This is a genomic window from Diaminobutyricibacter sp. McL0608, from assembly GCF_039613825.1.
In the GTDB taxonomy this organism is placed as follows: Bacteria; Actinomycetota; Actinomycetes; order Actinomycetales; family Microbacteriaceae; genus Diaminobutyricibacter.
In genome coordinates this window covers 2,544,614-2,564,667 of sequence record NZ_CP154826.1, presented here as the reverse complement: position 1 = coordinate 2,564,667, position 20,054 = coordinate 2,544,614, and the positions used below count along the sequence as shown (strand labels likewise).

The following is a 20,054-nucleotide window of genomic DNA, read 5'->3' as shown; positions in this document are numbered from 1 at the left end:
TCGAACGACGCCGGTCGGTTTGCATGAAATCCTGGTGAATTACGCCCGGTATTCCACGAGAAGGGCGCTGGTGGATCTCACCCTCATCGTCGTGCTGGTCATCGTGCTCGCGTTGTTCTTCGACTTCACGAACGGTTTCCACGACACCGCGAACGCCATGGCGACGCCGATCGCGACCGGAGCGATGCGGCCGAAGGTCGCTGTCGCCCTTGCAGCTGTGCTCAACCTCGTCGGCGCCTTCCTGTCGACGGAGGTCGCGAAGACGATCTCGGGCGGCATCATCAAAGAGGGGCCCGGCGGGGTCCAGATCACACCGGAACTGATTTTCGCCGGCCTGATCGGCGCGATCATCTGGAACATGGTGACCTGGCTCTTCGGTCTTCCCTCGAGTTCAAGCCACGCGCTGTTCGGAGGTCTCATCGGTGCGACGATCGTCGGCGTCGGCCTCCAGGCCGTCGACTTCGTCGTCGTGCTCGACAAGGTGATCCTGCCGGCGATCATCGCGCCCTTCACCGCCGGCCTCGTGGCCTATGCGGCGACGAAGCTCGCATATGCGGTCACCAGGCGGTATGACGGGAGACCGGATGGCCGCGGCGGCTTCCGCGTCGGGCAGATCTTCTCGTCGTCCCTCGTCGCGCTCGCCCACGGCACCAACGACGCGCAGAAGACCATGGGTGTCATCACCCTCACGCTGATCTCGGCCGGCCTGCAGCCGACCGGGAGCGGACCCGAACTCTGGGTGATCACGGCCTGCGCGCTTGCCATCGCGCTCGGAACCTACACCGGCGGCTGGCGCATCATCCGCACCCTCGGAACAGGACTCACCGCCATCAAGCCCGCGCAGGGCTTCGCGGCTGAGACGAGCACGGCGGCGACCATCCTCGCGTCGAGTCACCTCGGTTTCGCCCTCTCCACCACCCAGGTCGCATCCGGTTCGGTGATCGGCTCGGGCCTCGGCCGCCGCGGCGCATCGGTGCGCTGGGGCATGGCAGGCCGAATCGGTGTCGGCTGGCTGCTGACCCTTCCCTCTGCAGCCGTCGTGGGCGGGGTCGCGGCCTGGATCGCGAGCTTCGGTCCGATCGGAATCCTCGTCGACATGGTGGTCGGCGTCATCGTCATCGTCGCCATCTTCATCATCTCGAACCGCAACCGCGTTGACAGTTCGAACGCGGTCAGCCCCGGCGGCCCGGTGTCCGGCGTGACCGGCGTGAGCGAGGTCGCCCAGTCGGGCGCGGTCGTGAAGATCAAGAAGGTCAAGCCGCTGAAGAGGCCGAAGCAGCGCATGCGGCCGCGCGACACCCAGCGCGACACTGAGCGCGACGCTGAGGAGAAGCGCGCATGATCATCGACTGGGGATCGTTCTTGTCGGTGGCGTTCGCCTCGCTCGTCTCGACCTGCGTCGTCGTCGGGCTCTACTCGCTGGGTACCCGACTGCTGGCGGCTGCGGGCCGAGCACCACAGGTCGATCCCGTGGAGTTCACGGATGCGATCACCGTCGTGACCGCCGCGGAGGCCGCCGCAGCCGCGAAACGGCAACGCAAGGCGGCGAAGAAGAACCCTCTGACAGACGGGCAGAAACGTGCGGCGCTGCTGGGCGCCTACACCTGCTTCATCCTCTGCGGAGCTGCGGTGCTCTACGGCATCTACCTCATCGTCCCGTACTTCCACCAGTAACGAGGTTCCGTTAGACAGAATGGCCGTTCGAGTGCCGTTCACACGCCACTCCGTCTGCCCGGTTCATGCCTCTGGCGGACCTAGGATTGGTGCATGACCCACGGCGAGATCGCCGGCACTGCTGCCGGCCTCCGTTCGACGTTCGAGGCCGGGACCACGAAGCCCTTCGCCTGGCGTGTCGACCAGTTGAAAGCACTCCGGCGCATGCTCATCGAGCACGGGAGCGACTTCGAGAAAGCGCTGCACAGCGACCTCGCCAAGAACCCCACCGAGGCCCAGCTCGCCGAGATCGGCTTCGTCGTCGGCGAGATCGACCACGCGCTGAAGCACCTGCGCTCCTGGCTGCGCCCCCGCGCGGTCCGCGTGCCGGGCGCGGTGATGCCGGCCCGCGCATCCGTCATCCGCGAACCCCTCGGGGTCGTCCTCGTCATCGCGCCCTGGAACTACCCTGTGCAGCTGCTGCTCGCGCCGGTGGTGGGCGCGATCGCGGCGGGCAACGCCGTCGTGATGAAGCCGAGCGAACTCGCGCCGGCGACCTCCGCGACGATCGCGCGCCTGGTGCCGCAGTACCTCGACCAGCGCGCGTTCGCCGTGGTCGAGGGCGGTGTCGCCGAGACCACCGAACTCCTCGCACAGCGTTTCGACCACATCTTCTTCACCGGCAACAGCCGGGTCGGACGCATCGTGATGGCGGCCGCGGTCGCCAACCTGACGCCGGTCACGCTCGAACTGGGCGGCAAGTCGCCGGTCTATGTCGACGACACCGTCGACATCGAGGCCGCGGCGAGACGGATCGCCTGGGGCAAGTTCATGAACGCCGGCCAGACCTGTGTCGCGCCCGACTACCTCCTGGCCACGGCTGAGGTCGCTCGCAGGTTGGAGCCCGCACTGGCCGCCGCCACCCGCGAACTGTACGGCGACGATCCCGCCGTCAACCCGGACTACGGCCGCATCGTCAACGAGCAGCACCTCGAACGGCTGACCGGGCTGCTCGACTCGGGACGCGCTGTGGTCGGCGGAAGCACTGACACGGCATCCCGCTACCTCGCGCCGACCGTGCTCGCGGACGTCCCCCGCGATGCGCCGATCATGCAGGACGAGATCTTCGGCCCGATCCTGCCCATCGTCACCGTCAGCGGGCTCGACGACGCCATCCGCCAGATCACGGCGGGGGAGAAGCCTCTCGCTCTCTACGTCTTCAGCGAGAACGACAAGGTCCGCCGCCGCTTCCTCACCGAGACGAGCTCGGGAGCCATCGGATTCGGCATCCCTGCAGCGCATCTCATCGTGCCCGGCCTGCCCTTCGGCGGCGTCGGCGAGAGTGGAACGGGCGGCTACCACGGCGACCACTCGATTCGGACGTTCAGCCACGAGAAAGCCGTGCTCAGCAAGCCGCTGAAGCCAGACACCATCCGATTGATCTCGCCCCCGTACACAGCCGGAAAAGACCGGTTCATCCGAGGTCTGCTCAGGAAGCTCGGCTGACACCATGTCCCGAGGTTCGCGCGCTAAAGTCGACTCGTCGGCAGCCACGAGCACGCCGACGACGAAACACGATGCCACCGCACAACGACAGGCAATGGAGCCAAAAGTGAACACCCCCGGCAGTACCGCAACGCCCCCGCGCACCACCCCGATCCCCATCATCGACGCGTCTGAGAACGTGTCCGACGTTCCGACACCGACAGCAGAGCACGGGCCCGTCCGGACCGAAAGCGATTCGCTCGGTTCCCGCGACATCCCGGTCGACGCCTACTGGGGCGTGCACACCTCACGGGCCCTCGAGAACTTCCAGATCGCCAAGCGACCGATCTCCGTCTACCCCGACCTCATCGTCGCGCTCGCGAGCGTCAAGCAGGCCGCCGCGCGGGCGAACCTCGAGATCGGCGTCCTCGACGCACACAAGGCCGACCTCATCGACCGCGCCTGCCAGCTCATCATCGACGGCCGCTTTCACGACCAGTTCGTCGTCGGCGTGATGCAGGGCGGTGCAGGCACGTCCACCAACATGAACGCCAACGAGGTCATCGCCAACATCGGCCTCGAGCTCGACGGCCACGCCAAGGGCGAGTACCAGTATCTGCACCCGATCGACGACGTCAATCGCAGCCAGAGCACGAACGACACGTACCCGACGGCGATCAAGATCTCGCTCACGTTCGCCCTCTCTCACCTGCTTGACGAGCTCGCGCTGCTGCGCGACTCGTTCGCGCGCAAAGGTGAAGAGTTCCGTCACGTGCTGAAGGTCGGCCGCACGCAGCTTCAGGATGCGGTGCCGATGACCCTCGGCCAGGAGTTCCACGGCTTCGCCACGACCCTCACCGAAGACCACGCCCGTCTCACCGAGACCAAGTGGCTGCTCGCCGAGATCAACCTCGGCGCGACCGCGATCGGCACGGGCATCACGGCCGACCCCGGTTACGCCGCGGCCGCGTGCCGCCACCTCGTCGAGATCACCGGGCTGCCTCTCGAGACGGCTCCCGACCTGATCGAGTCGACCAGCGACGCGGGCGCCTTCATGTCGTTCAGCGGGTCGCTCAAGCGCTCCGCCATCAAGCTGTCGAAGATCTGCAACGACCTGCGGCTGCTCTCCAGCGGACCCCAGGCCGGTCTCGGCGAGATCAACCTGCCGCCGCGGCAGGCCGGCTCGAGCATCATGCCCGGCAAGGTCAACCCGGTCATCCCGGAGGTCGTCAACCAGATCGCCTTCTCGGTGGCCGGTGCGGATGTGACCGTCACCATGGCGGCCGAGGGCGGCCAGCTCCAGCTCAACGCGTTCGAGCCCGTCATCGCGCATTCGCTGCTGCAGTCGATCACCTGGATGACCCAGGGCTTCCACACGCTGCGCGTGAACTGCATCGACGGGATCACGGCGAACGAGGAACGACTCGGTGCCATGGTCGGCTCGTCGGTCGTCGTCATCACGGCGCTGATGCCGCACATCGGCTACTCGGCCGCTGCTGCGCTCGCGAAGACCGCGCTCCTCACCGGGGGAAACGTCGCCGATCTGGTGGTCGAGGCCAACCTGATGAGCCGCGAAGAAGTCACCAAGCTCCTCTCGCCGGCCCGCCTCAGCGGGCTCGAGGCCATCACCACGTCGATCCCGATCATCAAATAAGCCGAACGGCGCATCCGTTCGCCAGAGATCGTGCGTCGGAGCGTGCTCAGTGTCGATCTTCGGCGAACGGATGAACGCCCGGACGATTCGGCCCGGGCTCAGGTGACGCGGCAGTACGTCGTGAGGTAGCCGATCCCGCCGATCGAAACCGTCACGGTCGAACGGTCGCGCAGGAACACCGGAGGGGTGCGGGAGTAACCCGCGCCCCCCGGGCTCCCCGTCGAGATGAGCGTGCCGGGCTGCACGGTGGCAGAACGGGACAGGAATGCGATGATCTCGGCGACACTGCGCACCATGTCGGCCGTCGACGCATCCTGCAGGATCGCGCCGTCAACGTTGGTCGTGAGCCACAGGTCCTGCGGGTCGGCGATCTCGTCGGCGGTCACGACGACCGGTCCGTTCGGGGTGAACCCGTCGAACGATTTGCAGCGCGACCACTGCGCTTCGGAGAACTGCAGGTCACGTGCGGTGATGTCGTTGACGACCGTGTAGCCCCACACGTAGTCGAGCGCATCGCGCACAGGGACGTCGCGCGCGGGCTTGCCGATGATGACGCCGAGCTCGGCCTCGTAGTCGACCTGGGTCGTGAGGTCCTCCGGCCACGAGGTGGTGCCCTCGTGTCCGGCCAGGGAGTTCGGCCAGAGCGAGAAGACCGTTGCGGCCTTCTCGCTGCGGAGCTTGAGCTCCGAGGCATGGGCGGCGTAGTTCGCACCGATCGCGATCACCTGCGGCGGGCGCAGTACGGCCGAAGCGTGGCGCAACTCGCGGACGGGCTCGAGCTCGGTCCGGTTGGCCACAGCGTTGTCGACGACGGCGCGGACGTGGGCGAGACCCTCGTCGCCGCGATCGATGAGCTCCTGCAGATCCCGCGGAGCCTCGTCCATCACCTCGTCGAGAAAGAGTGCCCCGTCTCCGACGACGGCGGCAAAGCGTGGATGGCGATCTGTGGCGGAGCTGAGGTGCGAGAATCTCACGCTCCAAGGCTATCGGGCAGGCTCGGCTGCCGGAAAACGTCGGTCGAAACAGCTAGCGTGGGTGTGTGTCCATCGGAGAAAGGCAGCCCGGGCTCGCGGGCGGAGGCGATGAGGCGGAACGCCTCGATGCGAGCCTGCCGGACATCGACTGGTCGATCGCTCCGGTCGGCGCGGTCTTCTCCACGTTCGACGCTCCGAGCGGCCGGCTCGCGACCTTCGCGCTGGGCAACCCCAGCGATCCCCGCGTCGTGCTCATCCCGGGGGTGACCGGTTCGAAAGAAGACTTCTACCTCCTGGCGCCGATTCTCGCCGCGGGCGGCTACTTCGTGCAGAGCTTCGACCTCGCCGGGCAGTACGAGTCCGCTGACGCGGGGCCCGTGCCGGGCGGCCACTACACCTACGAGCTGCTGGTGGCCGACGTCGTCGCATTCCTGCGCGCCGGAACGCCGGCGCATGTCCTCGGCTACTCTTTCGCGGGTATCCTCAGCCAGATCGCACTGGTGGAGCATCCAGAGCTGTTCCGCAGCCTGACGCTGCTCACCACGCCGCCCGAACCGGGCCAGGCCTTCCGCGGGGTGCGCACCATCGGCTGGCTGAGCTGGTTCCTGAACGGGCGTCAGGGGGCCGGGCTGATGATCTGGGGCATCGTCACGAACAAGAACAAGGTTCCGCAGAGCCGTCTGGCCTTCGTGCGCGAACGGTTCGCGCTCACAAAGCGCTCCAGCGTCGACGACATCGTGGGTCTGATGAAGCAGGTTCCCGACACTCGCGCGGACGTCGCGGCCGACCCCATCCCCAAGCTCGTTGCAACCGGCAACCACGATCTCTGGCCGACCCACCTGCATGCGGCGTTCGCCCAGCAGATCGCGGCCACTCTCGCCGTGTACCGCACCGGCCACAGCCCCTGCGAGACGGCCCCGAACCAGCTCGCCCGCGACATGCTCGCCCTGTTCGCTTCGGCCTGACCCGCAGGCACTTTCGCCGAGAACAGGGTTCTTCCCGCTCCAACGAGCCGATAACGGGAACAACTCTGTTCTCGCGAGCGAGCATGGGGCGAGCAGCAGGGCGGGGCTCAGGCGATGGCGCCGGGGAGTTCCTGTTCGGCGTGCTCTTCTTCCCAGCGGCGCCTGGCCGCGCGCCGCCGCCACGGGGACTCCTCCGGCAGGTGCATGCGCAGAGTGGAATACGCCCAGCTGAGGCGTCGTCCCAGTCCGCGCCACGTCGCGAACGGGCGCGACGAGATCCCGACCGTGAGCCGTTCGTCGAGCCGGACGACCTGGTCGGGGTCGAGGTGGATGCTCAGGTCGAGGTCGTCGTGGATCTCGCGCAGGTCACGGTGCACCCGTCCGCGTACGCGCTGCCAGACTTCCCGCCGCATGGCGAAGTTCGACCCGAAGACGGGGGGCTGGCCCAGCCAGACCGACATGGACCAGAAGAACCCTCCGATGTAGAGCCACTGCCCGAGGCCCGCGACCAGGGGGTTGCCGTCGTAGAACACGCCTGGCCCGGTGAGGACGGAGATCTCGGGGGAGTCGATGAACTCCGCCTCGATGTGAAGCAGCCAGTCCGCGGGTGGCCGTGAGTCCGCGTCGAGTCGTGCGATCAGGTCGCCCGTCGCGCCGTCGTAGCCGGTCGAGGTCGCCGGCCAGATGCCGCGCACGGGCTGCTCGAGCACGCGGGCGCCGCCGGCGCGGGCGACCGCAGCCGTGTCGTCCGTGCTGCCGTTGTCGACGACGATGATCTCGTCCGCGGGACGCAACTGGACCTGAAGGTCGGCCAGGCATCTCGCCAGCATGACGGAGTCGTTCAGAGCCGGAATCACCACAGTGATCGAAGGCACGTGCGCGTCCTCCTCCGTCCCGGCTTCGATTTCGATCCTACGCCTGGGCCGCCCGCCACAAGTGCATTCCGGCGTAGCTGCGCCAGGGAGCCCACCGGGCCCCGCGTTCGGCCAGTTCGCGGGGACCATCGGGGAGCCCCAGGCGTGCTGCGCCCTGCCGGATGACGAGATCGCTGGTGAGCAGGATGTCCGGGCTCCCCAGCACCCGCATGGCCACGTATCCGGCCGTCCAGGGCCCGATCCCGGGCAGCGCGGTCAGTCGCGCCTCGAGTTCCTCGCGCGACTCGCCGACGTCGATGACGAGGCGTCCGTCGGCCAGCGCCTCGGCGGTCGCGAGGATCGTCTCGACACGCCGGGTGGGGCCCCGGAGCACGTCACGACCGCCTTCCGCGATCTGTTGCGCGGTCGGGAAGAGCCGAGTGAACGGCGCTGCCTCGATCGGGGTTCCGAGCGCTTCGGTCAGCCGGGCGAGCGCTGTACGCGCACCGGCCACCGACACCTGTTGTCCGATGAGCGCTCGGAAGAGGATCTCTTCCGCGTCGATGCTTCCGGGCACGCGCCTGCCTGGGGCGTCTCGCACGCTGGCGGCCAGTGCCGGATCGGAGGCGAGCGCCTCGTCGATCGCGACGGCGTCCGCATCCAGGTCGAGAAGCCGTCGCACACGTGCGACGAGCGGGGCGAGGTCGGCGACGTCCGCGAGGTGCGCCTCGCAGTTGACGTGTGGGCTCGTGGCGGTTCCGTCGAGCGTGAGGGTGACGACCGCCGGCCCGTGCGGCAGCGCGATGGCGCGCGAATATGTGGTGGCGTCCCCGGCTTCGGCCGTCGGCACGGCGCGAGCCGCCAGGAACGAGAAGAGGGCGGCGCCGTCGAAGGGCGCCCGGGCGGGCAGGCGCAGGCTGAGGGATGCTGCCTGGCCGGCGTGCGGGTGCGCGCGTGCAGGACGGTCCGGTCGCCCTTTCGTCGCAGCCCGGATCGCCCCGGGCGTGGTGCGATAGATGTCGGCCATGGTCTCGTTGAACTGCCGGACGCTCGTGAACCCCGCCGCGAAGGCCACATCCGTGATGGAGAGTTCGGTCCCGGCGAGCAGGAGGCGAGCGGTCTGGGCCCGGTGGGCGCGGGCGAGGGCGAGCGGGCCGGCGCCAAGCTCACTGGCCAACACGCGTCCGACGTGCCGGGGCGTGTAGCCGAGGCGACGGGCGAGGCCCGGCACGCCTTCGCGTTCGACGGTGCCGTCGGCGATGAGGCGCATGGCACGTGCTGCCAGGTCATCGCGGATGTTCCATTCGGGGGAGCCGGGCACCGCATCGGGCAGGCAGCGTTTGCAGGCGCGGAGGCCGGCCTCGTGGGCGGCCGCCGCGGTCAGATAGAACGTGACGTTGCCGGGTTTGGGTGTCACGGCAGGGCAACTGGGCCGGCAGTAGATTCCGGTGGTGTGGACCCCCGTGATGAACTGGCCGTCGAACCGTGCGTCCCGCGACGACATCGCCCGATAGCGCTCGGCGAAGACGGGGTCGGTGAGCGGTGCTTCCGGTCGGGGCGCGTTCATCTCTCCAGCCTGACACTCGCCACCGACGTTTGGTAGCGGAAATCGGACCTGACCGCACGCGGCTAGTCTGGCACGCATGGATGCGATCAGCTGGCTTGCAGCGGCACTCGGCCCGGAGGCCACCGCTGCGGGCGTCCTCAATACAGACCCGGCAGAACTGGATGCGCTGCGCACCGATCGGTCCGGCTGGGTCTCCCCGGGCAGGCCGCTCGCCCTCGTGAAGGCCCGATCGGTCGCCGATGTGCAGGCGACGATGCAGGCTGCCACCGAGTTCCGCATCCCGGTGGTCCCCCGGGGCGCCGGCACGGGACTCGCGGGCGGGGCGAACGGCACCGACGGTGCGATCGTGCTGAGCGTGGCGGGCATGGACCGCATCCTCGAGATCAGTCCGGAGGACGAACTCGCGGTCGTGGAGCCCGGAGTGATCAACGCCGACCTGAACACCGCGCTCCGTCCGCACGGACTCTGGTTCGCACCCGATCCGGCGAGCAAGGCGATCTCCTCGGTCGGCGGCAACATCGCTACGAACGCCGGCGGCCTGCTGTGCGCGAAGTACGGGGTGACCCGCGAAGCCGTCCTCGGATTGTCGGTCGTCCTCCCCGACGGGCGCCTGATCCGCACGGGCCATCGCACGGTGAAGGGCGTGACCGGCTTCGACCTCACGGCTCTTTTCGTCGGTTCGGAGGGCGCGCTGGGCGTGATCGTGGACGCGACCGTCCGGGTCCTCCCGCTTCCGGTGGGCGGCGTCACGACGATCGGTGCGCTGTTCCCGGATGTGGGCCGCGCGGCAGCCGCATCCGCCCGGGTGACAGCATCCCGGCTCCGGCCCGCCGTGATGGAACTGCTCGACGGCCCCTCGCTCGAAAGCATCGCGGCCCATCTGGGCGCGGAGACGATCGAGGCGGCGATGGGAGCGTCCGGGGGAGCAGCCTTTCTTCTGGTGCAGTTCGACGGCCTGGCCTCCGCGACGGATGCGGCTGCCGCATCCGAGCTGATCCGCGCATCCGGAGGCACCGTGCGGGTCTCGACGGACGCGGCCGAGGGCGAACGGCTGCTGGCCATCCGCCGTGCGTTCCATTCGGCCCTCGAAGCGCACGGGAATGTGCTGATCGAGGATGTCTCCGTCCCGCGTTCGCGCATGCCGCAGATGTTCGAGGCGATCCGCGCGATCAGTGACAAGTACGACGTCGCCATCCCGACGGTCGCGCACGCCGGCGACGGCAACCTGCACCCCAATTTCACGTACGAGGGGGACGACGTTCCCGACCGCGTCTGGGATGCTGCGGGCGAGCTGTTCCGAACGGCGATCGAACTGGGCGGAACCCTGACCGGCGAGCACGGTGTCGGGCTGCTCAAGCGCCGGTGGCTTGCGGACGAGCTGGGCGACGACGTCTACGAGCTCCAGGTGAAGCTGAAAGGCGTCTTCGACCCGCTCGGCATCATGAACCCCGGCAAGGTGTTCGGCTGATCGACTGAGATCGGGAGCGGGCACACCCCCAACGATGTGCCCGCTCCCGTGTCGGCCGGACCCGGACAGCCCCGTGGTCCGCACCTCTTCTGTCAGGCTCGCTCGTCGACCGGCAGCAGCGCCGCCGCATCCGCGTAGCCGTGAGCGACATCCTCGCTCGGCAGGTCGAAGACGCGGGCGGACTCGTCGGCGTCGTCGAAGGCCGTCCAGCCGGGGTCGCCGGTCGCAATGAACTGCACTGCCGCGCCATGCACCGTGTCTGCAAGCTCCTGCGGCGGTGCGCTCCCTGCGATCACATCGACCCGGTCGGCAGCGAGGCTGTCGAAGAAGAACGGCACGTCCAGGCAGTGGCAGGCTCCGCCCATCGTCGGGGACGGCCAGGCAAAGCGGTACAGCCAGGTGGGTGCGTCGTGGCGGATGCGTTCCCTCGCGATCGCGAGGGCGGGTGCGCGGAACATCCGGTCGGTGACGAACTGGCCGAGGACACCTGCGGTCCCGAGCGTGTCGTGCATCGCGATGTATCCGGCGACCGTCTCCTCGGGGAGACCCATCCGTCCGAGCACGAGGGCCGGGTCGACCGCCTCGAGCGGCGCGGCGCCGGGGGCCAGGGCCATGTTGAATTCGTTGTCCGTCGCGCCCAGCACCAGCTGCTTGTCCGCCCCGACGCCGTTGGCGATCGCGACCGCGACCGGTTCGGGCAGCAGGTCGCCGTCGACGACCGGCCCCCAGATGAGTCCGCCGGCGGCGAGAGCGACGATACCGTCGAGCGGATCACCCGAGGAGTCGCCGCCCATCGGGGCGACGGCGGCCTGCAACCGCAGGATCTCCTTCTCGTCGAGCGTGCTCAACCCGGTACGGGTCGGCAGCACTCCTCCGGCGGCCGCGAGCGCGCGCCCGGCGTCCTCGGATGCTGCCAGCGGCAGGTCCGAGGTGGCCCCGGAGATCGAGATGACCCGGTGGAACAGAGCTGATGCGGACGGCACAGCGAGGAGCGACAGCACCGCCCCGCCTCCGGCGGACTGTCCGGCGATCGTCACCCGCCGGGGGTCGCCGCCGAACCGGGCGATGTTGTCGCGCACCCATTCAAGGGCCAGGATCCAGTCGCGGATCCCGCGGTTGTGGGGCGCATCCTCGATCCAGCCGAAACCGTCGAAGCCCAGTCGGTACGACACGGACACCGTGACGATGCCGTCGCGGCTGAAGGCCGCTCCGTCGTACCAGGGGCTGGCCGGGGAACCGGCGACGAAGCCGCCCCCGTGGATCCAGACCAGCACGGGGAGTGCGGCATCCGTCCGTCCGGGCGCAGGAGTGAACACGTTCACGTTGAGCGTCGAGGTCCCGGCGATGGACGGCTCGGGAATGAGGGTGATCTCGGCGAGGGCTTTGCGCTGAGGGGTCGCACCGTAGCGTGTGGCGTCGAGCACGCCGTTCCAGCGGCGGTGCGCGACAGGCGCGGCGAAGCGCAGGTCGCCGACGGGCGGCTCGGCGAACGGGATGCCGAGGAAGGCGGCCGACCCGTCTCGCTGGATGCCTCGGACGACACCCGCTGTGGTGGTGACGTCGATTCGAGCGTCTGACATGGTCTCGTCTCCTATCGAACGCTCTTGATGGGAATGAGCACGAGCGCCGCGAGCGCGACGGCGATCATGGCGAAGACGAAGAGCGCCGGGTAACCGCCGAGCGATCCGATCAGGATCGCGGCGATGACCGGGCTCAGCGCCTGCGGGATGTTGGTCGCGACGTTCAGGATGCCGAGATCCTTGCCCGCTGCGACGCCGCCGCCCGGGAGCACCTCGGTCATGAGGGCCGTGTCGCATGCCATGTACAGGCCGAAGCCGAGACCGTTGACGGCGCTCATGATGAACATCCCCGTCACGGTCGGCATGACCAGCGGCGCAGCAAGGCCGATGATCATCAGCACGGTCGCTACGTAGATGAAGACCTTGCGGCGCCCCAGCTTGTCGCTGAGCCAGCCGGCGACCGAGATCGAGATGATCGTGGTCACGAGCGATGCGATGCTCAGGAGCGCGATCGTGCCGGTCGCCTGGGCCAAGGGCAGCTTGATGTAGTCGGTGAGGATGAACAGCTGGTAGGTCACCGTCACGAAGTAGCCGAGGATGAACAGGAAGCGCGCTGCGAACGCCCACGCGAAGTCGGGGTTCTTGCGTGGATTGATCCAGAAGCCTGCGGCGAACGCTTTCCATCTGAACGGCGGGTGCACGACGTTCTTGCTGGAGAAGTCACGGTTGAGCACGACGAACAGCAGGGTGACGATCAGCACTGCCGCACCGAAGACGGTGTAACCGATGCCGACGTTGCGCGCCAGCTGCGAGGCGACGATCACGCCGACCGTTCCGCCGACCATCGTGCCGAGGCCGATCATCGCGGAGGCGATGCCTCGGCGGCTGCGCGGGAAGCGGTCGGGGGTGATCGCGCTCAGCGGGCCCTGCAGCGCATTGAGCGCGACCTGGATGATCACCCAGAAGACGGTGATCCAGAGGATCGAGCTCAGACTGCCGAGCCCGACCAGGAAGATGGCGGCGACCGCAGCGCCGATGATCATCCAGGGTGCGCGGCGGCCGAGGCGGCTTCGGGTCCGGTCGCTGAACGCGCCGACGATCGGTTGGGCGAACAGGGTGAAGACGAACGACACGGTCGTCACGATGGCGAGGTTGGGAATCTTGTGGGCGGCGTCGATCGCCGTGACCTGGATCGGCAGGAGCACCGAGATGAGGCCGGCGTACGTTGCGAACAGCACCAGGGATGCGATGCCGAGCGATGGCAGGAGCCGGCGGGTGGCCGGGGGCGAGGTGGGGGCCTCGGGGGCGGTGGCGTCTGCTGCTGGGGCGGATTCGACGGCGTCGAATTCGGGTGAATGCGTGGACACAACACTCCTCGTCGTTGAGTGGGTTGCGGCTGCGAGGGCCGAGTCAGCGCAAAACCGTGCGCCGCTAGGTATCGAGTATGTAGCCTTCTCGCGAATAATTCAAGCGTTGAACTAAAACGTCATGACCGACTGCTACGCCAGGTCGACGAGCGCCAGCGGATCGGCGAGCAGATCGTCGCGCAACTGCCAGAACGCCCCCGTGAGCGCGGCGTCGCCACCCAGGGATCCGGCGACCACCCGGAGGGACCGGGCCGTCTCCGAGTCGCGCAGTGACGGATCCGCGGCGAGCTGGAGGCGAGGGATCGCGGCGTCCGCGATGAGGTCGGCGAGGTCCGCCCAGTACCCACCGAGAACCACGACCTGCGGATCGACCGTCATCCGCAGGATGGCGACGGCCCGCGCGATCCAATCGGCCGCGTCTGCGAACGCGGCTGCAGCATCCGGTTCCTCAGCGCGCACCCGGGCGACGAGCTCGTCCAGGGCTGCCGTGAGCCCGGACGACGCCAGAAGCGGTCCGAGCCCCGCGCGACCGAGCACGACATCGGGACCTGCAACGGTCACGAGGCATCCCCGCTGGCCGCACTCGCACCGTGCGCCGTCGTGGTCGATCGCGATGTGGCCGACGGATCCGGCGATCGCGTTGGCGCCCTCGACCAGTTGACCATTCGAGATGATCGCTCCGCCGATGCCGCTGTTGCTCTTGAGATAGAGCACGTCGTCGACATCGCCGAGGAGCCGGCGTTCGGCGAGGGCCGCGAGGGGCGCATCCGCCGTCAGCGTCGCGTCAGCAGGGAAACCCGGGATGCGGGCTTCCAGGCCCGCGAGCACGTCGACCCTGCCCCAGCCCAGGTCGGTGTCCGCGACGACGACGCGCGGATCGCCGCCCACCGGCGCGAATACGATCACAGTCAGGCCCGCGATACGGCGGCCGGCGTCGGCGATGCGCTCAAAGGCGGCGCGGAGGCGTTCCGCCGCGAGATCGAGGATCGTGTCAGGGTCGCCCATCGGGCGCCCGTGGTGGGTCGCCGCGCGGTCGAGCACCCTTCCGGCGAGGTCGTGCACGACGACGGTGACCAGGTCGGCATCGATCTGAACGGCGACGAGCGCGAGCCGGTCGGCGGCGATTCCGATGAGAGTCTTGGGGCGGCCGGAACCTTCACCGGGCACGCTGACAGATTCACGCACCAGCCCGGCGTCGGACAATGCTCCCACCAGGGCGGTGATGGAGCCCCGGGTGAGGCCTGTCGCGGTCGCGAGGTCGCTGCGCGCACTCGGGCCGCTCTCCGCGATCGTGCGCATCACGAGCGCGAGGTTGTGCGTGCGCACGTCGCTGCTGACCAGACTGCCCGCAGCTCGGCGCGGGAGGGCGGAATCGGTGTTCACCAGGTCAGAATCTCACAGGATCGCGCGGCGACCGTCTGGCGGCGGCAGTCGGCTGCGACCCGTGAGCTGCAACCCGCTGGTTAAAAGACTCATCGCCCGGCGGTGCGGCGATGCCTGCGACTCTCCCGAACGATGAGTTGATCTGTACCTAGGGTGGCGCGAGGCTCCTCCGATTGCAAGAGCGGATTTCGGACATCCCTGCGAATACGCGACAAGCGGACAGCTTTGACGCGGCCGCGCAGGGCACGGTTGGATGGACCCATGACTGATTCGAAGTTTGAGAAGCCCGAAGTCGACGCCCCGGAGGGCCCCGCGCCCGAGGCCCTGGAGATCGTGGACATCGTCATCGGGGACGGCGCGGAAGCGACCCCCGGAGCCAAGGTCGATGTTCACTACCTCGGGGTGGAATTCGACTCCGGCGAGGAGTTCGATTCGTCCTGGAGCCGGGGGCAGTCGATCAACTTCCCGCTGAACAACCTCATCCGCGGGTGGCAGGAAGGCATCCCGGGAATGAAGGTCGGCGGCCGCCGCAAGCTGACGGTGCCGCCCCAGCTCGCCTACGGCGCGGCCGGCGGCGGTCACCCGCTGAGCGGCAAGACGCTGATCTTCGTGATCGACCTCCTCGGCGTCAGCTGATCGCTCGACCTCCCGGTCTCGGCGTCAGCTGAGAGCCGGCTCGAGTTCCGGCGGGAGCATCCGCGTCGAGATGGCGATGCGGTTCCAGACGTTGATCGTGCTGATGGCGAGCACCAGGTCGGCGAGGCCGCGTTCGCCGAACTCGGCGTGCGCCCTGTCCCACAGCTCGTCGGGGACGCCGCCCTGGATGCGGGTGATCTCCTCGGTCAGTTCGAGTGCGATCTTCTCGCGGGCGGTGAACCACGCGGATTCGCGCCAGGTGATGACGGAGAAGATCTTGCGCAGCGGCACGCCCGCTGCCTGCAGGTCGACCGAGTGCATGTCGACGCAGAACGTGCATCCGTTCAACTGGGATGCGCGCAGGTTGACCAGGTCGCGCAGGGGGTTCTCGACGTTCTGGCCGGCGTAGCCGTCCAGGTTGATGACCTTGCGGTAGCCCTCTGGAGTGATACTGGAGATGTCGATTCGTTCTGTCATACCTCGACGCTAGTTCCGTAAGCGGTCCATTGTAAGATCCAATTCAGGCGGTTCTCATTGGGCCAATCGGAGGGCGATCCCGATGGATGTGCACGTACGGATCGAAGGTCGCGGCGACCGATCGGATCGCATCTACCGCCAACTGCGGGATGCCATCCACGATGGTCGCCTGCGCCGAGGCGAGCGGCTGCCGCCCTCACGCGACCTGGCCGGCCGGCTCGCGGTCTCGCGGAACACCGTGGCCGTCGCATATGAGCGGCTCGCCGCCGAGGGCTACCTGGTCAGCCGCGTCGGCTCCGGCACCTTCGTCGCCGCCCCGACTCCTGGACCGCATCGGGCAGGCGGCCGTCGGGCGCCCGTCAGCTCGGCCCTGCATCCGCGCTCGCTCTGGCAGGACCTCCCGGACCCGCTCTGGACCGAGCCCGTACCCATCGCGTACGACTTCAGCGTCGGCACACCCGACCCCGGGCTGTTCCCCCTCGAGCAGTGGCGCCGGTTCGTCGCCGGCGAACTCCGCAAGGGAATCCTCGACGCCGGCGGATACGGGGACCCCGCGGGTCTCGCGCGCCTGCGTGCGGCGATCGCCCGCCACATCGGGGTCGCCCGCTCGGTGGATGCCGCGCCCGACGACGTACTCGTCACCAGCGGCGCGCAACAGGCGTTCGACCTGATCGGCCGCGTGCTCGTGGAACCCGGGGACGTCGTGGCGGTGGAGGAGCCCGGCTATCCTCCGGTCCGCCAGTTGTTCGAGTCCCTCGGTGCCGTGGTCGTCGGGGTGCCCGTCGACGACCACGGCCTGGTGGTGGATGCCCTTCCCGCCACTGCTCGCCTGGTCTACGTCACGCCGTCCCACCAGTTCCCGCTCGGTGCCGTGATGTCGTTCGACAGGCGCGTGGCGCTTCTCGAGTGGGCCGGACGCAGCGGCGCGGCCATCGTCGAAGACGACTACGACACCGAATACCGGTTCGCGGACCGGCCCCTCGACCCGCTGCAGAGCCTCGATCGCGATGGCCGGGTGATCTACGTCGGCACATTCTCGAAGACGATGCTTCCCGCTCTGCGTCTCGGTTTCCTCGTCGCGCCCGAGCCGCTCCGGGGTGCCCTGCGAAGCGCGAAACGCCTCACCGACTGGTCGGCCGACTACCTGAACCAGGCGGCGATGGCGCGCTTCATCGACGGTGGTCACTTCGCCCGTCACGTCCGCCGCGCGACCCGCGAATACGGTGCGAGACAACAGCAGATCATCAGCGAGGTCGCCGCGGAGTTCGGCGACGCCTTCCGGGTCGTGCCGTCGATCGCGGGGCTACACCTCTGCATCCGGCCAGCCGACACGGACTTCGCCGCAGAGCGCGTCGTCGCGCTCGCGGCGTCGGTCGGGGTCTCGGTGCAGGCGCTTTCCACATTCTGCGCCGATGAAGCGCAGCCGGGGCTCATCCTCGGCTTCGGAAGTGTCGCTCCCGAGGACGTCGGCGACGGCCTGCGCCTCCTCGCCGGAGCGGTCGCGCGGGCTGGCACCCTGTCCTGAAGCGACGCCACCGGAGTCGGGATGGGGCACATCGACCCTGTTCGCGGAGCAAAGGCCGGGCGTAAGGTGTGTGCCATGCCGGTCATCGACACGTTTCCTCAAGGGACCCCGGTGTGGGTCGATCTGCAGAGCTCGGACCCGGAAGGTGCTGCCGCCTTCTATCGTGACCTCTTCGGCTGGGACGTCGCGGAGGCGACCGCAGAGATGGGCGGCTACGCCGTGGCCACGCTGGGCGGCACCCCCGTCACCGCGATCGGGCCCCTGCCGCAGATGATCGCCGAGGCCGGCGGTCGCTCGACCTGGACCACCTACTTCGTCACTGACGATATCGAGCGCGCCGCGGCCGCCGCGACCGACCAGGGCGGCCAGGTGCTCGTGCCGCCCGGCGAGCTCGCACGCGGCGTCTTCCTCGCGATCGTCGCCGACCCGACGGGTGCGGTGTTCGGGCTGTGGCAGCAGGAGAAGGGATCTCCCTGGCTCCGGAACGAGCCCGGCGCAGTGGACTGGCTGGAGCTCGTCGCGACGGGCTATGAGGATTCCCTGTCGTTCTACGAGAACGTGCTCATGGTGGGCGTCAGCCAGATGCCGCTGAACGAGGGCGTCTACACGCTGCTCGACGTCGGCGATGCGAATGTCGCTGGCGCCATGGCTCCGGCCTCCCCGGACACCCCGAGCCACTGGCTCGCCTATTTCCAGGTCGCCGACCTCGATGCGTCGCTCGAGCGACTCGCCGGCCTCGGCGGTTCGGCCCTCTCGCTTCCGATGTCGGCATCCGGAGTGGGGCGCTGGGCGGTCGTCGTCGACCCGTTCGGAGGGGCGTTCGCCCTGCTCGAACCCGAACACGAGGCCGCCTGATGGTGACCCGGCGCCAGCAGCGCGCCGACGATGCAGGCACTGGTGAAACGCCGCCCTTGCCATCCGGGTTCGGCGATCCGGACACATCCGACGATGACACGGTCGTCCTCGACACCGTCGTCGACATCACGATGATCGGGGCGGACCGCATGGATGCCGACCCGGCCGAGGTGCTGGAGGAGGCACTTCTCGAGACGGCGGATACGCGGCCCGTTGAATACACGCCGAGCCAGCTCGTCAACGACCCGCTCCTCGCCGCCGACGACGAGATCGTCGCAGACCTCGGTCTCAAGCTTCGGTGGGCGGCGTTCCTGTACGGGCTTGTCGGGGTCGCCCTCGCCTGGACCGTGGCTGCGCAGCTCACCATCGGGCTCGGGTCGGGGCTCGGCGCTTATGCCTGGGCCGCGGGCGCCACCATCGCCATCCTCGCGATCGGCATCTGGTACTTCGCTCACGTAGCGGACGCCTACCGCGACGCCGACTCCTATCGCGCCTCGCGAAGCGCATACACACTGAGACGTCTCGATCGCGGCCGGGTCATCCTGCTGACCGAGGAGCTGGGTCGCTGGATCGCCTTCGCGCTGGGCGGTTTCCTGCTCGTGGTCGGTGGGGTGACAGCCCTGCTCTTCCTCGTCAATCCGAATTCGGGCGCCCGCCTGATCCCGCTCGCGACCATCCCTGTCGTCGTCGCCTACGTCTTCGGGTTCATCGCCCTGACGTACCGGCTCGTCGACCGGGCACGTGACGCCGCCGCGTAGGCCCTCCCAGGGACCGGCGGCCTGTCGCGGTCTGGTAAACTGACTCGGTTGCCGTCTGAACGGCCGCGGAGAAAGAGAGCCCAGGCATCCTGCCCCGGGCACCGCGCAACGAGAGAAAGGGGATCCCATCTATGGCACTTGAAGCCGATGTCAAGAAGGCGATCATCGAAGAGTACGCGACCCACCCCGGTGACACCGGATCCCCCGAGGTTCAGGTTGCGATCCTGACCAAGCGGATCAAGGACCTCACCGAGCACCTCAAGGAGCACAAGCACGACCACCACTCGCGTCGTGGCCTGCTTCTCCTTGTCGGCCAGCGTCGCCGCCTGCTGGGCTACCTCGCAGACATCGACATCAACCGTTACCGCTCGCTGATCGAGCGTCTCGGCCTCCGTCGATAACTTCTGCGGGAGTCCTCGCGGCAGCTCATCGTTCGACACCGCGAACTTCTTGCGAACGGGCCGTCACCTCCGGGTGGCGGCCCGTTCGTCGTCTGTGCTCGCTGGATGCGGATGCGTTACTCGAGGTGACCGGGGTCCATCCAGAGCGCTTCCCACATGTTGCCGTCCGGGTCCTGGAAGCTGCGGCTGTACATGAACCCGAGGTCCTGCGGGTCGTTGGTCTGGATGCCTCCGGAGGTCAGCGCCTTGTCGGCGATCGCATCCACATCCTCTTTGCTGTCGCGTGACAGGGCGTTGATCGCCGCGACGCTCGTCGACGTGTCCGCAGTGCTCTTCTGGCTGAACGTCTCGAAATAGGGCTTCGTCACGATCATCGCGAAGATGGTGTCGCTGATGACGATGCAGGCCGCCTTGTCGTCGGTGAACTGCTGGTTGATGTCGAACCCGAGGGCCGAATAGAACGCCTTCGATCGCTCGAGGTCTGAGACGGGGAGGTTGACGAAGATCATCGT

At 68.3% G+C, this 20,054-nt stretch carries 19 protein-coding genes; 11 read left to right on the top strand and 8 right to left on the bottom strand.

Annotated features, from left to right (window positions below; genetic code table 11):
* Positions 1-70: 70 nt before the first annotated feature.
* The 4 genes from AAYO93_RS12170 (at position 71) to AAYO93_RS12155 (ending at position 4,792) form a co-directional block, all read left to right on the top strand.
* Positions 71-1,342, top strand: a complete 1,272-nt coding sequence (locus tag AAYO93_RS12170) for an inorganic phosphate transporter (protein ID WP_345761446.1) — start codon at positions 71-73, stop codon at positions 1,340-1,342.
* Positions 1,339-1,674: a peptidase gene (locus AAYO93_RS12165; RefSeq protein ID WP_345761445.1), complete on the top strand. Its 336-nt coding sequence runs from the start codon at positions 1,339-1,341 to the stop codon at positions 1,672-1,674. Before AAYO93_RS12170 ends, AAYO93_RS12165 begins: the two co-directional genes overlap by 4 nt.
* A gap of 93 nt (positions 1,675-1,767) precedes the next feature.
* The gene (locus AAYO93_RS12160) at positions 1,768-3,159 is read left to right on the top strand and encodes an aldehyde dehydrogenase family protein (protein ID WP_345761444.1); all 1,392 of its coding nucleotides are present in this window, start codon (positions 1,768-1,770) and stop codon (positions 3,157-3,159) included.
* 178 nt (positions 3,160-3,337) lie between these two features.
* Positions 3,338-4,792, top strand: a complete 1,455-nt coding sequence (locus AAYO93_RS12155) for an aspartate ammonia-lyase (protein WP_345764879.1) — start codon at positions 3,338-3,340, stop codon at positions 4,790-4,792.
* Between the two features lie 98 nt (positions 4,793-4,890).
* Here the strand turns inward: AAYO93_RS12155 and AAYO93_RS12150 are convergent, their stop codons facing one another.
* Positions 4,891-5,766, bottom strand: coding sequence for a fumarylacetoacetate hydrolase family protein (locus tag AAYO93_RS12150; RefSeq protein WP_345761443.1), 876 nt, complete (start codon positions 5,764-5,766; stop codon positions 4,891-4,893).
* A 65-nt stretch (positions 5,767-5,831) separates the two neighbouring features.
* On the opposite strand from AAYO93_RS12150, the gene AAYO93_RS12145 reads away from it, so the two are divergent.
* On the top strand, positions 5,832-6,731 hold the full coding sequence (locus tag AAYO93_RS12145) for an alpha/beta fold hydrolase (RefSeq protein ID WP_345761442.1): 900 nt from the start codon (positions 5,832-5,834) through the stop codon (positions 6,729-6,731).
* A 107-nt stretch (positions 6,732-6,838) separates the two neighbouring features.
* Here AAYO93_RS12145 and AAYO93_RS12140 read toward each other — a convergent pair whose 3' ends face one another.
* Both AAYO93_RS12140 and AAYO93_RS12135 read right to left on the bottom strand, forming a co-directional pair.
* Positions 6,839-7,606, bottom strand: a complete 768-nt coding sequence (locus AAYO93_RS12140) for a glycosyltransferase family 2 protein (RefSeq protein WP_345761441.1) — start codon at positions 7,604-7,606, stop codon at positions 6,839-6,841.
* Positions 7,607-7,643: 37 nt separating this feature from the next.
* Complete coding sequence (locus AAYO93_RS12135; RefSeq protein ID WP_345761440.1) at positions 7,644-9,152, bottom strand: AlkA N-terminal domain-containing protein; 1,509 nt, start codon at positions 9,150-9,152, stop codon at positions 7,644-7,646.
* Positions 9,153-9,228: 76 nt separating this feature from the next.
* Between AAYO93_RS12135 and AAYO93_RS12130 the strand changes: the two genes are divergently transcribed.
* Positions 9,229-10,620: an FAD-binding oxidoreductase gene (locus tag AAYO93_RS12130; protein WP_345761439.1), complete on the top strand. Its 1,392-nt coding sequence runs from the start codon at positions 9,229-9,231 to the stop codon at positions 10,618-10,620.
* Positions 10,621-10,712: 92 nt separating this feature from the next.
* Here AAYO93_RS12130 and AAYO93_RS12125 read toward each other — a convergent pair whose 3' ends face one another.
* From AAYO93_RS12125 to AAYO93_RS12115, 3 genes are all read right to left on the bottom strand, one after another.
* Positions 10,713-12,200, bottom strand: a complete 1,488-nt coding sequence (locus AAYO93_RS12125; protein ID WP_345761438.1) for a carboxylesterase/lipase family protein — start codon at positions 12,198-12,200, stop codon at positions 10,713-10,715.
* Between the two features lie 11 nt (positions 12,201-12,211).
* Entirely contained in the window at positions 12,212-13,507 is a 1,296-nt protein-coding gene (locus tag AAYO93_RS12120; RefSeq protein WP_345761437.1) for an MFS transporter, read from the bottom strand.
* Between the two features lie 132 nt (positions 13,508-13,639).
* Positions 13,640-14,890: an ROK family transcriptional regulator gene (locus AAYO93_RS12115; protein ID WP_345761436.1), complete on the bottom strand. Its 1,251-nt coding sequence runs from the start codon at positions 14,888-14,890 to the stop codon at positions 13,640-13,642.
* Positions 14,891-15,151: 261 nt separating this feature from the next.
* Between AAYO93_RS12115 and AAYO93_RS12110 the strand changes: the two genes are divergently transcribed.
* On the top strand, positions 15,152-15,526 hold the full coding sequence (locus AAYO93_RS12110) for an FKBP-type peptidyl-prolyl cis-trans isomerase (protein WP_345761435.1): 375 nt from the start codon (positions 15,152-15,154) through the stop codon (positions 15,524-15,526).
* Between the two features lie 24 nt (positions 15,527-15,550).
* Here the strand turns inward: AAYO93_RS12110 and AAYO93_RS12105 are convergent, their stop codons facing one another.
* The gene (locus tag AAYO93_RS12105) at positions 15,551-16,003 is read right to left on the bottom strand and encodes a carboxymuconolactone decarboxylase family protein (protein WP_345761434.1); all 453 of its coding nucleotides are present in this window, start codon (positions 16,001-16,003) and stop codon (positions 15,551-15,553) included.
* Positions 16,004-16,085: 82 nt separating this feature from the next.
* Between AAYO93_RS12105 and AAYO93_RS12100 the strand changes: the two genes are divergently transcribed.
* From AAYO93_RS12100 to rpsO, 4 genes are all read left to right on the top strand, one after another.
* Positions 16,086-17,528, top strand: a complete 1,443-nt coding sequence (locus AAYO93_RS12100) for a PLP-dependent aminotransferase family protein (protein WP_345761433.1) — start codon at positions 16,086-16,088, stop codon at positions 17,526-17,528.
* 75 nt (positions 17,529-17,603) lie between these two features.
* Positions 17,604-18,383, top strand: a complete 780-nt coding sequence (locus AAYO93_RS12095) for a VOC family protein (RefSeq protein WP_345761432.1) — start codon at positions 17,604-17,606, stop codon at positions 18,381-18,383.
* Positions 18,383-19,141, top strand: coding sequence for a hypothetical protein (locus tag AAYO93_RS12090; protein WP_345761431.1), 759 nt, complete (start codon positions 18,383-18,385; stop codon positions 19,139-19,141). Before AAYO93_RS12095 ends, AAYO93_RS12090 begins: the two co-directional genes overlap by 1 nt.
* A gap of 131 nt (positions 19,142-19,272) precedes the next feature.
* Positions 19,273-19,542 carry a 30S ribosomal protein S15 gene (rpsO, locus tag AAYO93_RS12085; protein ID WP_163290947.1) on the top strand — a complete coding sequence of 90 codons (270 nt, stop codon included), beginning with the start codon at positions 19,273-19,275 and terminating at the stop codon, positions 19,540-19,542.
* 116 nt (positions 19,543-19,658) lie between these two features.
* Here rpsO and AAYO93_RS12080 read toward each other — a convergent pair whose 3' ends face one another.
* Positions 19,659-20,051 carry a VOC family protein gene (locus tag AAYO93_RS12080; protein ID WP_345761430.1) on the bottom strand — a complete coding sequence of 131 codons (393 nt, stop codon included), beginning with the start codon at positions 20,049-20,051 and terminating at the stop codon, positions 19,659-19,661.
* Positions 20,052-20,054 lie beyond the last annotated feature (3 nt).

What these genes read in the sequence shown, in the direction of transcription:
- AAYO93_RS12165 (WP_345761445.1), top strand. Translation starts at nt 1,339, where the DNA reads ATGATCATCGACTGGGGATCGTTCTTGTCGGTGGCGTTCGCCTCGCTC.
- AAYO93_RS12160 (WP_345761444.1), top strand. Translation starts at nt 1,768, where the DNA reads ATGACCCACGGCGAGATCGCCGGCACTGCTGCCGGCCTCCGTTCGACG.
- AAYO93_RS12135 (WP_345761440.1), bottom strand. Translation starts at nt 9,152, where the DNA reads ATGAACGCGCCCCGACCGGAAGCACCGCTCACCGACCCCGTCTTCGCC.
- AAYO93_RS12130 (WP_345761439.1), top strand. Translation starts at nt 9,229, where the DNA reads ATGGATGCGATCAGCTGGCTTGCAGCGGCACTCGGCCCGGAGGCCACC.
- AAYO93_RS12125 (WP_345761438.1), bottom strand. Translation starts at nt 12,200, where the DNA reads ATGTCAGACGCTCGAATCGACGTCACCACCACAGCGGGTGTCGTCCGA.
- AAYO93_RS12110 (WP_345761435.1), top strand. Translation starts at nt 15,152, where the DNA reads ATGACTGATTCGAAGTTTGAGAAGCCCGAAGTCGACGCCCCGGAGGGC.
- AAYO93_RS12105 (WP_345761434.1), bottom strand. Translation starts at nt 16,003, where the DNA reads ATGACAGAACGAATCGACATCTCCAGTATCACTCCAGAGGGCTACCGC.
- AAYO93_RS12100 (WP_345761433.1), top strand. Translation starts at nt 16,086, where the DNA reads ATGGATGTGCACGTACGGATCGAAGGTCGCGGCGACCGATCGGATCGC.
- AAYO93_RS12095 (WP_345761432.1), top strand. Translation starts at nt 17,604, where the DNA reads ATGCCGGTCATCGACACGTTTCCTCAAGGGACCCCGGTGTGGGTCGAT.
- AAYO93_RS12090 (WP_345761431.1), top strand. Translation starts at nt 18,383, where the DNA reads ATGGTGACCCGGCGCCAGCAGCGCGCCGACGATGCAGGCACTGGTGAA.
- rpsO (WP_163290947.1), top strand. Translation starts at nt 19,273, where the DNA reads ATGGCACTTGAAGCCGATGTCAAGAAGGCGATCATCGAAGAGTACGCG.
- AAYO93_RS12080 (WP_345761430.1), bottom strand. Translation starts at nt 20,051, where the DNA reads ATGATCTTCGTCAACCTCCCCGTCTCAGACCTCGAGCGATCGAAGGCG.